Here is a 13,650-nt window from a genome sequence, read left to right as displayed (position 1 = left end):
ATCGTCAAGTAGATTACAATGATTTAGCGCAATTAAACGGGCTTTGATAGAATGCCTGTAAACATCATTTACAGATTGGTGGGAATCAGCTATCAACACTGTTAACACTGAAGCCATGACTTTGATGACTGCTTTCTATATATCCATGAGTCTAACAGTCATTACGGCTGTTCTGGCTGGCGCTTGGTTGATCATTAAATCAACACAGCACAAGGCTTTACGGCCGTTGGCTGGTTTTTGTTTGGCGATGGCTGGATGGTGTGCTGGGCATTTACTGGTGCAGTTTGAGGCATTGATCATTCGCCAAACAGGCTTGGCGCTTTTATTAGCAAATCCGTTTATTCCCACCTTTTTTCTTCACTTTACGCTTAATTTTATTGGTGATGCTAGTCAATCTCAGTCATCACCAGCACTTATAAAAACCATGCAACGCCGTATTGGTATTTGGTATGGGCTTGCTGCGGTTGTATCTATTATTAGTTGGCTGGCTGCTGATAACTTTTTACAACCTTGGCTATCTTTTAGTGCATTTATTCACTTAGATGGGTTTGGCTGGGTGAATCTAGCCTATACCGTACTTGTCGGGTTAGAAGCACATTCGTTACTTATCTGGGGATGGCAAGTTAGTTCTGCAAATAAACGGCGTTCTATTGTTGCAATGTTTATTGTGGGTGGCTGGGGATTGCTGTTAGCAACGAGTTTTGTATTCCCTTCAGTTAACATTGATGTTTTTCCTTATCCTATGTTGTTGTTGCCTAGTTATGCTGTTTTACTGGTTTATGGTGTGACTCGTTATCAGCTAGTGGAAGTCAACCAGTGGGCCAGAAAAGCCATTAACTGGTTGGCTCTAGTCACTGGGGTATTTATTGCTATTGCATTATTTAGTGCAATAGCGGGTTCATTAGGAATAACAGCTTTGGCTGATGTACCACTACTTCAGTTATGGCTTTACTCACTGTTTGTATTGGCAGTGGCTTGGATGCTAAGCCAGCCTGCTCATTTATTGGCTGATCGGATTATTTATCCTGGGGCCCACTTGGATCAAGGAACACTTGATCAGTGGTTAGCAACATTGCAGCAATGTCAGAGCTGGGAGTCGCTAAAAAGAACAGCTGAACAACTACTTCAACAACATCTTGGACGAATGCTGCATGTTGAGTTTGCTGTAGAAGAACAACCTCAAGATCCTACTATTTATTGCTTAAAACGCTCAGAGTGGGAAATTAAACTGGTTGGCTGGGAAGATTTAACACCGAGTTTACGCCATGTAGGAGAGGTTTTTGCTGCATTATTATTGAGCAGTGCTCGCCTGGTTGAGCAGCGTTTACAGCTAGCAAAACAAGAAAAACAACGACTTGCAGAGCAACATTTAGTGGAGTTGGGTAGTTTATCGGCGGCAATGGCTCATGAATTACGTAATCCACTGAATATTATTTCAATGGCAGCTGCCCAAACGGACAAGACGACTCGAAGCTATATTCAAGCCCAAGTAGAAAGGGCCGACCAGTTGGTTAGTGATATGCTCAGTTATTCTGGCAGGTTGGAACTTAGTTGTGAGATGAATAAACTAAAGTTAATTGTTTCAACTGTGGCTAGTTATATAGAGCAGAACTATCAGATTAAAGTGTCATCTGATATTGAAAATGATTTGGTAGTTTATGGAGATTGCGGAAAAATACAGCAAGTATTAACTAACTTATTAGAAAATGCTGCTGCATTCACTCGAAATCAATCAATGCCACAAATCTTGATTAGTGCAAATAACATACAGCAAAATAGTGGCGACAACTGTTGTGAAATCATAGTTCATAATAATGGCCCTGCTATTACCGAAGAGATGAAAAAGCAACTATTTATTCCATTTGTCAGTAAGCGTGCTGGGGGGAGTGGATTAGGACTAGCAATAATCAGGCGAATAATGGAAGCTCACCAAGGGTGTGTGTATCACTCAGATTCTATGGGGTGGAATTGTAGCTTTATCTGCCAGTTTCCTTACCCTAAATAAGGTTGCCTCAAATTGAGCAATAAAATGAATGATGAACATATATTAGTGATTGACGATGAACCTGCATTTTGTGAGCTGTGCAAGCTTTGGCTTGTGCAACAAGGTTATACAGTATCTGTCGCATCAGATACTGAGCAGGCTAGGCAAGTTTTAGCAAAGCAAACAATAGGTTTAATATTGCTTGATCTTGCCTTACCTCCTTCTTTTACTCCAGAGGAAGGGTTGCAGTTGATCCCTGAGTGTGAAGCACCTGTTATTGTCATGACAGGTCATGCTGATAGAGACCTTGCTTTAACGGCTATCAAAAATGGAGCATGGGATTTTTTGGCTAAACCTATTGATCCAGATATGCTGGCTATTGTTGTAAAACGTGCTCTCGTTAAACATGAATTAGAGCTGCAGTTAAGCCAGTTACGTCAACAGCTGGTACAAGATGATGATATGGGATTGGTAGGTGTTAGCGAAAATATTCAATCTACCAGGCAATTAATTACCCGGATAGCACCTACTGATGTGCCAGTGCTGATTACCGGCCCGTCAGGTACTGGAAAGGAAATTATTGCAAAAGCCATTCATCAACATAGTAGTCGAAAAAATCAGCCGTTTATTTCTGTTCACTGTGGTGCGATCCCTGCCGACTTACTAGAAAGTGAGCTGTTTGGCTATAAGAAAGGGGCATTCACAGGGGCAGATAAAGATCGAGTTGGGTTAATAGCGTTAGCGGATAATGGCACTTTATTTTTAGATGAAATAGGTGAAATGCCTAGCGCAATGCAAGTTAAGTTACTAAGGGTATTGCAGGAAGGAAGTTTTTATCCTGTAGGGGGAAGAGACCTGGTTAAAGTGAATATTCGTATTGTCAGTGCGACCAACCGCGACTTGCTTGGGGCTGTAGCAGCTGGGAATTTTCGTGATGACCTATTTTATCGAATTAAGGGTATAACAATTCAAACGTTAAGTTTGCAGCAACGGAAACAGGATATACCTTCCCTTATTCAACACTTTTTACTGCGATATAATGTTAAAAATCGAACAGCGATTACTATCCAAGCAGATGCGTTAGCATGGTTGACTAATAATCAATGGCAAGGAAATGTTCGAGAGTTAAAAAATACTATCGAAAGTTTAGCTGCAATCGCTCAAGGGCAGCAGGTAACGATGGATGAGATTAGCTTTTTGTTTACTGGTAATGAAGTAGTGCCAGTAGAGTTAAATGATGAATCTTTGGAGCAACAAGTGAAGCAATTAGAGATTCGTTTGATTACAGTGGCACTTGAGCAAAGTAATGGCAATAGAACGCACGCAGCACAAAAACTAAAACTATCAAGACAAGGGTTGCTAAAGAAAATGGAGCGATATGGTTTAAATACGCTTCGTGAACAAAGCTAGATGCCGAGCAAAATGTAAACAATTAGCTGAGCCAATATACACTATCGATATGAAAATAAATGTATTGCTAAAAGTTAGCTGGTTGGTTATATCGTTATTTATCTTATTTGGCATGTTTTTGCCTTTGTTTTCTTTAGAAAGGTTTTATTTTTTAGAAAACCAAGTATCGCTTGTTTCTATCGTTATTGACTTATTTAAAGAAAAGCAACTGATTCTCTTTTTGGCTATATTTATTTTTAGTATCGTTATACCTGTTTTTAAACTTAGTCTTATTTTTGTAATATTATTTAGAAGTATATCCTCCCAACGAAAAGCAAAATATATAAAGCTTTTACAAATTTTGGGCAAATGGTCAATGTTAGATGTGTTTATCGTTGCAATTATGCTAGTTACCATTAAATTTGGTGTTATAGCTAATGTTTCTGTGCATATTGGCCTGTACCTTTTTACCTGTGGAGTAGTGGGTAGTATGCTACTTACTCAGTTGCTATCAGTAAGTAGGGACAAACCAAACATAAATTCATGAAACAAAAGGGCTTCTTTAATAATAGTTATTTTTCATGAGAGTAAGATTCTGCCACATATGAGTGGCTATATGGATGCAGGAAGCTCTAGGCTTGTTGGTAAAAGCTGCAGTGTATAAAGAGTGAGCAGATACAACATGTTTAGAAGTGGCTACAGCCAGTGTATTTCGCTTTATCCGATCATTTTACTAGGTTATTTAGAGAAGCTTTCCTAATTGCCCCCATATTGAAGTAAATTGTGTAAGCCAGGGTGGCTGGCCCAGCAAAAAGAAAAAAGCTCTATCTTCAATGACATATCAGTATTTGCTACAAACAGGTAGCGATATGTAACTATCAGCATCAGCATTTTTTACATAAAGCAGCATTATAATGGTACGTTTGGCGTTAAGTGTTAAAACATGGCGTAAAAAGTTGAGCCAAGAGTGATATTTAAGACTCATTTTGGCTTCAAAAAGAGACTCAATAAAGATACGATAAACTTTCTAGTGAGTGGTTATTCTATAAGTTTTATTTATCAGCCCAATAGTTTTTTTTAGGTGGTTTTTATCCAAAAAAGCAAGACATAATGGAGTAACAAATAGTAACTCTATTGTAAGGTATATATTGAAGCGTATTTACCCATAAGCGACTTCGGTTATTACATATACCTGGGCTGAAAAATATTTTCATTGACAGTGTGATCGGCAACTCAAACTGAACATCTAGTCAATGTCTTTAATGAATCAAGTAAAAGACTTGGTTTTAAAGGTTTTGATGCCCCTCGCATTGAAAAAAGTGTTAGGAAGCTTAGCTAAAAAAATACTACAGCTTTCCAGAGCATAAAGTTAAAACTAAAAAGCTGCTTTTGCGTTCGCTCTAATCTTGAACGATTTTTGGCTGCTTGGTCTTCTGGAAGTCTATAGATATGGCTTTATCAGGCAAAAACACGTCAATATTAGTATTTTGTTGATCGTTTTGTCTACTAAATGCTCAGTGTAGAACAAAGCGTCTTATACTTCGTATTCAGAGTTTTTTGATGCAGAAAAAGATTTTAGAAGTATAAATTAAGCTTTTATAGAAAATTACAGAAAATTCATTCAGGTTGAAAGTTTATATTGATTAAGCATGTCATATTACATTGAGAAGATACTATAAGTGATAGACATGCTTCTTCAGAAAACGAATCAGTACAATAGGCCAGTATAGTTTTATGTTTAAAGGTTTATTGATGAGGGGAGAAACAGGGAATTTTGTACAGGAAGTTAAAAAAAATCTAGGAATTCTTATGGAACTTTCTAGGAAGGTAGTAATCGATGGTAGGCAATTAAGAGGAATAACATGAAGTGATTTGATTGTGATCAACTATACATCGCAGTTGTAGATAGCAGTTGCAGAAAGTTGGTTGAAAACAACAAATTAAGAATTTGGTATAAAAAGCAAGCTATAGCTGCTTAATAGATAATACTAATCCTCTTCATTAACTATAAAAACAGCCTTTCGATTATAAGTTTGTTATATGGTAATAACCATGGGTGCGTTGTAAATATGACTAAGATTGATGGTAGAAAGCTGTCTCATGAAGAGTTAGAAAAAATCAGAGTTGCTGCAGTGAAACGAGTTCATGCAGGAGAAAGTCCAGAGTTGGTCATTAAGTCAATAGGCTTTCATCGTTCATGTATTTATGACTGGCTGTCTCAGTATAAAATGCATGGCGAAGAGGGCTTGAAAGCAAAGCCAATTACCGGGCGTCCTCCTAAACTGACTGAGGAACATTTGAAGCAGCTAATATTGTTGCTAGAGAAAAAGCCAACAGAATTTGGTATTGAAAAAGTACTATGGGATAGAGATTCATTTAAGCAAATCATTGAGCAAGAATTTCATGTGAAAATTAGTAAAACTGGGGTTAGCCGTTTACTAGCAAAACTGGGTATTTATAGCAAAGAAAGCTATGATTTTTCTGCAAATGAATATCTTAGTGAAAAAATTGCTCTTCTTAAGTTAGATGCGAAAAAGAGTAAGGAAGTTTTATACTTTGTAACAAATCAGCAAGTTGTGCTTGATAATGCAAGTGACATGTCAGCAGTTTGTTTCTGTGCTGTAACGGCAAAAGGCGATTTACGCTTTATTATTACAAACAAAGACAAAGCTGGTTTTATCAATGACACATTTACTGAAATACTAACGGCAACAGTGCAGAAGCCTGTCAAACTGGTCAGATTGGAAGAGCTTGAAAAGGACAGCTTTGCTGCAAACCGCTCTTCTAGCACTACAGACATAGTGAATACACCTCTTTATTCAGCTAGTCAAACGTCATTCGTATAGGCAGTAATCGATTTGCTACCTAAAAACTAAAAATCATCCCATATTGTTAGACTGTATGGGTGATTTTACTCTCTCCTCAAAATGATACCCTTATTTATCTAGGGTATCATTTCCAGATTACTTATTATCTTTAATCTCCTTAACATTAGCACTGTCTGTTGAGCAAGATTGCTTTTCAGGATGTTGGAGCTAAATAAAAAATACAAAAGGAGAATAATTATGGCAAGTTGTAACCCGTTTGATGTTGCATTTAAAAGTGAGCCTGCAGTACTTTTCGAAAAAGTTAAAGTTATGTTAGCGCAGTACAATGGCACCGTTACAGGTAATGAACAGCAAGCATCATTTCAGTTAACTATCCCGGTTATTGGTCAGATTAAGGGTAAATATGTGGTTAATGGTAAGGTGGCCACTATTACAATAACAGATCGCCCTTGGTTGTTAGCTTGTACCACAGTAGAGAAGTTTTTACGAGATAAGATTGCTGAAATGGAAAACTTAGATTTACATGACTTGCTTGTGTAAGTAGCCTGTGAAAGAGCCCCCCTAACTAGTTAGGGGGGGGCTCTTCTATGTCTTTTATAAAACTATGCTTTTTGTAAACTAAATAGTAGAAAGGTGGCTGAGAATATATTTGATGGTTTTATCTGCGTTATTTTCAGCATCAATAATTAAGAACCAATCAGGGTTTTCTATATCAACAACCCAGCAGCTTTTAATAAACTGATTCTCTTCTCCCTTAATAATATACGCTACTAAATTTCCTTTTCTTGCTAAAGTGACTTGGTCGGGTTGTTTAAAGTCAACCTGTCTTGCTAATTTGTATAAGGTTAATTTTTCGTTATAAAACTGATCTGAAACTGATAGTGAGGCTTGTGAAATTTCGAACATAAACTTAGGAATATCACTGGTAGGGATTTTTGCATTATTAAATGCTGGTCTTGATTTTTTGTTTGTTTTTTTAAATGATATTTTGCTGCCATTTGCTAGCTTTATTATTAACTCGTTATCTATTGTAGCAATAAAAGCGGCACTACTATTTAGTTTAATACTATAATTATTATATAATAGTGGAACTAGCTGGTTAGTTTTTAGTGGATCTCTAGGCCAGCTTATTTCTTTTGCAGTATAGTCGCATAAATAGCTTGAGCAAACTGCTTTAGTAGAAGCAGTATTTTGCTGACTTACCTTAGAATCATTAGCCTCAGTAGCTGTAACACTAGTAATAACAGAGAAGCTAAATAAGAAAGCTATAATATAGTTTGTTAATGATATTTTCGATTTTTTATGGATTTTCATTTTAAGCCAGCGAGTCTACTCTTAAATATATGAAACTTTACAAAGGTTTTAAAGTGAAAGCCGTTAAACAGTTATAAGTCTAGTGAATGAATAATTTATGAATGGGTAAAGCGAAAAAAAATGTTGGACGATTTGTTGAAACTAAATTGATGTATTTAACGTTTTGTGTGTTAACTCTATTTGCTAATATACAAAAACTACAATAATTACAGTGAGTTATTAAATTTGATGCCTGGTGTAGATATTGCTGTGAATAAAGTAGCCATAGTGAAACTTGATTAACTGCGGTATTAAATAAAACGCTAAGCTTTAGATCATGCGAAGACAAGGATGTCACTAATCATGAACCTTATCGTACGAGTTAAAAAATATAACATAAACATAGTTATACTTATTGGTTGTTTTATCAACAACTTAATATGCAGGTTAGTGCAGTTGAAGGTAAATATCCCCTTATTGACCTTATTGTTTGTGTGCTTTATAAACAGTAGTTTTTCTAGTGCAGAAGTTCTGAATAAGACAGTTGCTAAGGTCTCTGACGTTACTCAGAACGGTGATAGTGCTAGTAATGCATTGATCGAATTAGGAAAAAGACTATTTTTTGATAAAAGGTTGTCAGGTGATAGTAGTATAGCCTGTAGTGATTGTCATCAGCCACAATATGGTTTTACTCACAGAACAGCATTATCGCCAGGTTATCCTGGTAATAAGCACTTTCGCAATGCCCCAAGCTTAATTAATACCGCACTCAAAACTCGCTGGTTGCATGATGGAAGAATTGCTACCAATTTAAATGATGTAGTGAGGGAAATGCTAACAGAAGATTATATCATGAATATGGATATGCGCTTAATGCAAGAGCGGCTTAAGCAAGACTTAAATTATGTAGCACTTTTTGCTAAAGCTGGCTTAGGAGAACCAAGTAATAGTGGAGTAAGAAAAGCAATACCTGCTTTCTTGGCAGTGCTTAAGTCTACAAAGAATAACTATGATCTAAATAAATTAAATAAACAAGCAAGACAAGGTAAACAACTATTCTTTGGCAAGGCTGGTTGTAGCCAATGTCACAGTGGGCACTTATATACAGATGAGCTTCCTCATAATACAGGTGTGCCAGAAAATTTATCTGTATTTCTTGACCCTTTAAGTCATCAGACCTTTATAGCTTTTAATATGTTTATGGGGGTATCAGATTATATGTCACTTAAACGAGATATAGGGGCAGGTGTATTAACCCATAAAGCAGATGGTAGTGATAGGGGAAAGTTTATTACTCCAAGTCTTAGAGAATTAAACTATACCGCACCTTATATGCATAATGGTATTTTTAACACATTAGATGAGGTGGTATCTTTTTATAATAAAGGTGGAGGTAAAGATCGTTACCTTGATAAAAAAATTAAACCGCTAGGCTTAACAAAAGTAGAGCAGAAGGCATTGGTCTCTTTTTTAAAGTCATTATCGTCTTCAGTAGATATAGCTAAGAAATATACTAATCAGGAGCATCAATATAGTTATCACTTAATTGAAAAATGGCAAGATAAAGAAAACTAATAGTTATTCTACACTGATATTAAGGAAACTCTATTATCTATTAGGTGTGCCATTATATAGTAGGATTTTAAGAGGCAGGGATTGCTAATGAATAGACTAAAGCAGGCATATTTTAGATTATTTATTGTTGTTTTAGTATTGACTTTGATCCAGAAAACTAGTGCTTCTCAGTTTCCTCCGCTTGCTCCATTAGGCAAAGTACCTGAACCGCCGGATAATAAAACGACAGAAGCAAAAATAGCGTTAGGTAAACTCCTTTTTTTTGATGGTCGACTAGGTGGTGATGGATCAACATCTTGTGCTTCTTGTCATGTACCAGAAATGGGCTGGGATTGGCCTGGCAAGCTATCACTCGGTTATCCTGGTACCATTCATTGGCGAAATGCTCAAACGATAATCAATGCAGCCTACTATGATAAATTGTTTTGGGCCGGAGCCTCTAAATCTTTGGAGGCGCAAGCAAAGTCTGCAGCTAAAGGAGCTGTTGCGGGAAATGGTGAAGATGATTTAATGGAAGCTAGATTGGCACTGATTCCTGAGTATCGCCAACAGTTTAAAAAAGTATTTGGTGATGAATGGCCTAAAATTAATAATGCCTGGAATGCAATTGCCGCATTTGAACGTACTTTGATTCAAACTGATACTCCTTTGGACCATTTTTTAAATGGTGATAAAAACGCACTAACAGCAGAACAGCTTGCAGGGAAAAAGTTATTTGAAGGTAAAGCTGGCTGTATTCAATGCCATAACGGTGCATTAGCATCTGATCAAGCTTATTATAATATTGGTGTACCTCCCAGTAGTGAGTGGCAAACAAACCCTCTTGCACAAATCACTATGCGTTATGAGCTTTATGCTAAAGGAATGGATGAGCAACAATATCGACACACTAAAGCAGATCCAGGAGCTTATTTTCGAACCAAACATCCTTCTATGAAAGGAAAGTTTAGAACACCATCATTACGTTATACACTTTATACCGCACCTTACATGCATAATGGCGAATTAGCTAGTCTGACAGATGTTATTGATTTTTATGATGCAGGTGGCTTTACCAGTGATGGTCGAACAACAGCCTATCCAACAACAAAGAGTAAATTAATTAAGCCATTAAGTCTTAATAAAAAAGAAAAAAAGCAACTGTTATCTTTCTTGAAGGCATTTTCTGGAAAAAAAATTACTATTGAGCGCCCCAATTTACCTGCTTATCAAAAATTGTTTAGTAAAAAAGAGCTAATGGAGGCAAAAAAATGACGTCACTTGAAATTAATGATAATGCTGATGATAAGAATGCCTCTTGCTTAATAAGTCGTAGGCAATTTTTGTTTAACTCAAGTACGGCTGCGGTAGCATCTTGTGTTCCGTTAGTAATATATAACCAATCCGGTGAAGCACAATCGCTAACGGCTAAGATGGTTAAATATCCAAACAGGCAACTGAGTAAGTTAAGTGAGCTGAAAGTCAATGAACCAATTAATATTAACTATCCTGATAATGGGAATAATACAGCTGCTATTTTAGTAAAATTAGGCGTACCAGCAGGCGGCGGGGTTGGCCCTGATGAAGATATTGTCGCATTTAGTTATTATTGCAGTCATCAGGGAGGGCCATTGCAAGGTACTTATAAAGCTGTCGATGAGCATCGAGTATTAGGCCCTTGCCCATTTCATTTATCTCTATTTGACTTAACCCGTCATGGTATTTTAATTGCCGGGCAAGCTTATCAGAGTTTGCCGCAGATTGTGCTGGAAGTCCAAAATGACAAAGTAATTGCAACAGGTGTTATGGGACTACTATTTGGGCGCACTAATAATTTAATAGCAACGGCAAGAGGATAAAAACAATGGTTAGACATATTTTCCCCCCAGAAGATCATATCCCCTTACCACCTCCTACTGCCGATGTTATTACAACCGCTTGTGACTACTGTGTGGTTGCCTGTGGGTTTAAAGTTTATCGGTGGCCAGTTAGAGAGCCAAGCGGAGGGATGAAAGCAAGTGAAAATGCTTTTGGGGTTGATTTTCCTAGTTTTCCACTACAAGCTTGGGTTGCTCCTTCTCAATATAATGTCATTATGCATAAGGGAGAGCCCCACCATATAGTCATCGTTCCTGATAAACAAACAAAAGTCGTTAATAAAATGGGTGATTCAAGTATGCGTGGCGGGCTATTAGCGCAGAAAGTTTACAATCCACTAACAGCAACTAAAGATCGCTTATTACAGCCATTAATACGTGTTGGTGGTGTGCTACAGCCCGTCAGTTGGGATTTTGTTATGGATGTAGCAAGTGAAATTGCTGTTTATGTAAGAAATAAGTTTGGAGCTAATGCTTATTGTGTTAAGACTTATTCTTATCAGTATATTGAAAATACTTATGCAATCACCAAGTATGCTTTACGTCACCTAAATACGGCCAACTTTACTTTCCATGATACGCCTTCAGATGTTACATCAACACCAGGATTCCGTGATGCTGGGTTTGATAATTTTGGGCCAAGTTATGAAGATTGGGGGGCTGCTGATGTATTAATGGTTTGTGGAACTGATCCCTATGAAACAAAAACGATTTTATTTACCCAGTATATAATGCCTGCGATTCAAAAAGGGATGAAAGCAATTGCTCTTAACCCAAGAGAGACTTCAGGTATTGCTTATATGAAAAAAATGGGAGGCCTGCATATAGATTTATATCCCGGTACTGACACTTTAGTATTAGGTGCTATCGCAAGAGTTATCATGGAGAATGGCTGGGAAGATACAGAGTGGATTAAGCAATGGGTAAATAATAAATGGGAGTCAAACTCAGGATTTGGACAAGGAACACGTAATACACCATGGCAATGGCGAACCACCTGGGGAAAATTTCAAACAAAAGGCTTTGCTGATTATAAACAATGGAATTTCTCGCAACCAGAATATGAGCCAGGTTATGCAGCAAAAATTGCTGGTATTGATGTTGAAAAAATATATTTGGCCGCAGCAATGTTAGCAAAACCTAATCCTGATGGTTCTAGAGTAAAAGCCTCTTTTGGTATTGAAAAAGGTTTTTATTGGAGTAATAACACAGGCAATACTAATGCAATTTCAAGTCTGGCAACCATTTGTGGAGCGGGTGGCCGATCTGGAAGAGTGATTGGCCGTTTTGGTGGTCATCAACGGGGTGGTGTTTGGGGAGGTAAATTACCGAGAAATAAATCGCCTGAAAAATTGCCCGGTAGACGACGCAGGGCTTTGGATGTCGATCGTTGGCTGGTATCAGGCCATACTCGATTAGCTCATGTCATAGGCACCACTTGGATTCAAGCGATGACGGGCTCACAAGGCTTATACCGCAAGTTTCGTGAGCTAACTCAAGGTAACCCTCATCAAGTTAATAGCTTTGAAAAAGAGAAAATTATTAACACTCTTAAAAACCGAGTGGACTCAGGAGGAATGGTAGTATTTAACCAGGATATTTATATGCGAGATCCCATTGGTGCTCGATTTGCTGATATTATTTTTCCTGCTGCTACCTGGGGAGAAGAAAACTTTACGCGGGCTAATGGAGAAAGACGGTTAAGGTTATATCAGAAATTTTACGATCCACCAGGTGACGCTAAACCAGACTGGTGGATTATAGCCCAATTAGCTCGCAAAATGGGATATGATGGCTTTGAGTGGAAAGATTCTAATAGTGTTGCAGAAGAAGCAGCACGATTTAGCAGAGGGTCTAGAAAAGACTTTTATATGGTCAAAGTGGCTGCAAAAAAAGCAGGTACTACTTTACATGAACAATTCAGAAAAATGGGTACAGAAGGCATTCAAGCCCCGGTATTTTTTAACTACAAAACGAATAAATTGATAGGCACCAAACGACTTCATGATACAGAAATGGGGCTGGAGGAGCTTGCAGAAAAAGGCTTAGAAAATGGACCTCAAGGCGCTAATATTATTCCTAAAACATTACTAGCATTTAATACCCACACAGGAAAAGTTAACTTGCAGAAACACCCCTGGAGTTTATTTTCAGATTTTCATCAATGGATACAGCCTAAAGAAGATGAACTTTGGTTTACCAATGGCCGAATAAATGAAATATGGCAGTCAGGTTTTGATGATACTCAGCGAAGAGCCTATACCATGCAGCGTTGGCCAGAAAACTGGGTAGAGATTCACCCTGCTGATGCCAAAACCAGAGGTATTGAGTCTGGTGACAGAGTTATTTTATATTCTGATCGGGTGCCCTGTTTTAAAGACACTTTACATGGTAGTTATGAGGGGCAATTTCAATTCTCTGAGCTGTTAGCTAAGGGACATATTGAACTAGAGCAAGCAGCAGTAACAGCCATTGCAATGGTAACACCTGCAATTAAGCAAGGTGTGCTGTATTCCAATATGTTAGATATGCGTCAGCCAACCAATGCTCTAACTGCCAGAGTAGTTGATAATATTAGTGGCAATTACAACTACAAGATGGGCGTTGCCAGAGTAAAAAAAATGAGTGAGTCACCTTATAAACGTCAGTTTCGTAACTTTTCCTTTGTACCAAGAAATATTGTTTAGAAGAGTTCGAGCAGTTTCTATAGTTCATATAAACCTCT

At 37.6% G+C, this 13,650-nt stretch carries 10 protein-coding genes; 9 read left to right on the top strand and 1 reads right to left on the bottom strand.

Translation table 11 applies throughout. The features are described from left to right. The first annotated feature begins 115 nt into the window (after nucleotides 1–115). From ORQ98_RS05430 to ORQ98_RS05410, 5 genes are all read left to right on the top strand, one after another. Complete coding sequence (locus ORQ98_RS05430; RefSeq protein ID WP_274687767.1) at nucleotides 116–2,005, top strand: sensor histidine kinase; 1,890 nt, start codon at nucleotides 116–118, stop codon at nucleotides 2,003–2,005. Between the two features lie 24 nt (nucleotides 2,006–2,029). Continuing rightward, nucleotides 2,030–3,394, top strand: coding sequence for a sigma-54-dependent transcriptional regulator (locus tag ORQ98_RS05425; protein WP_274687766.1), 1,365 nt, complete (start codon nucleotides 2,030–2,032; stop codon nucleotides 3,392–3,394). Next, a complete protein-coding gene (locus ORQ98_RS05420) occupies nucleotides 3,381–3,920 on the top strand; it encodes a paraquat-inducible protein A (RefSeq protein ID WP_274687765.1) in 540 nt (179 codons plus the stop codon). Before ORQ98_RS05425 ends, ORQ98_RS05420 begins: the two co-directional genes overlap by 14 nt. Before the next feature lie 1,522 nt (nucleotides 3,921–5,442). Beyond that, nucleotides 5,443–6,219: a helix-turn-helix domain-containing protein gene (locus tag ORQ98_RS05415; protein ID WP_274687764.1), complete on the top strand. Its 777-nt coding sequence runs from the start codon at nucleotides 5,443–5,445 to the stop codon at nucleotides 6,217–6,219. A 219-nt stretch (nucleotides 6,220–6,438) separates the two neighbouring features. Then, nucleotides 6,439–6,741 (top strand): hypothetical protein, encoded by a 303-nt coding sequence (locus ORQ98_RS05410; RefSeq protein ID WP_274687763.1) that lies wholly within the window; start codon nucleotides 6,439–6,441, stop codon nucleotides 6,739–6,741. Nucleotides 6,742–6,819: 78 nt separating this feature from the next. Here ORQ98_RS05410 and ORQ98_RS05405 read toward each other — a convergent pair whose 3' ends face one another. Beyond that, nucleotides 6,820–7,515: a hypothetical protein gene (locus ORQ98_RS05405; protein ID WP_274687762.1), complete on the bottom strand. Its 696-nt coding sequence runs from the start codon at nucleotides 7,513–7,515 to the stop codon at nucleotides 6,820–6,822. 435 nt (nucleotides 7,516–7,950) lie between these two features. On the opposite strand from ORQ98_RS05405, the gene ORQ98_RS05400 reads away from it, so the two are divergent. The 4 genes from ORQ98_RS05400 to ORQ98_RS05385 all read left to right on the top strand — a co-directional run bounded on the left by ORQ98_RS05400 (nucleotide 7,951) and on the right by ORQ98_RS05385 (nucleotide 13,612). Further along, nucleotides 7,951–9,069 (top strand): cytochrome-c peroxidase, encoded by a 1,119-nt coding sequence (locus tag ORQ98_RS05400; protein WP_274687761.1) that lies wholly within the window; start codon nucleotides 7,951–7,953, stop codon nucleotides 9,067–9,069. An 87-nt stretch (nucleotides 9,070–9,156) separates the two neighbouring features. Next, the gene (locus ORQ98_RS05395; RefSeq protein ID WP_274687760.1) at nucleotides 9,157–10,323 is read left to right on the top strand and encodes a cytochrome-c peroxidase; all 1,167 of its coding nucleotides are present in this window, start codon (nucleotides 9,157–9,159) and stop codon (nucleotides 10,321–10,323) included. Continuing rightward, entirely contained in the window at nucleotides 10,320–10,907 is a 588-nt protein-coding gene (locus ORQ98_RS05390; protein ID WP_274687759.1) for an arsenate reductase (azurin) small subunit, read from the top strand. The genes ORQ98_RS05395 and ORQ98_RS05390 overlap by 4 nt, the downstream gene beginning before the upstream one ends. Before the next feature lie 5 nt (nucleotides 10,908–10,912). Then, a complete protein-coding gene (locus tag ORQ98_RS05385) occupies nucleotides 10,913–13,612 on the top strand; it encodes an arsenate reductase (azurin) large subunit (protein WP_274687758.1) in 2,700 nt (899 codons plus the stop codon). The last annotated feature ends 38 nt before the right edge of the window (nucleotides 13,613–13,650 follow it).

The sequence above is a fragment of the Spartinivicinus poritis genome, assembly GCF_028858535.1.
GTDB classification, from domain to species: Bacteria; Pseudomonadota; Gammaproteobacteria; order Pseudomonadales; family Zooshikellaceae; genus Spartinivicinus; species Spartinivicinus poritis.
Note: the sequence above shows the minus strand (reverse complement) of the source record. Positions and strands in the feature narration are given on the sequence as shown.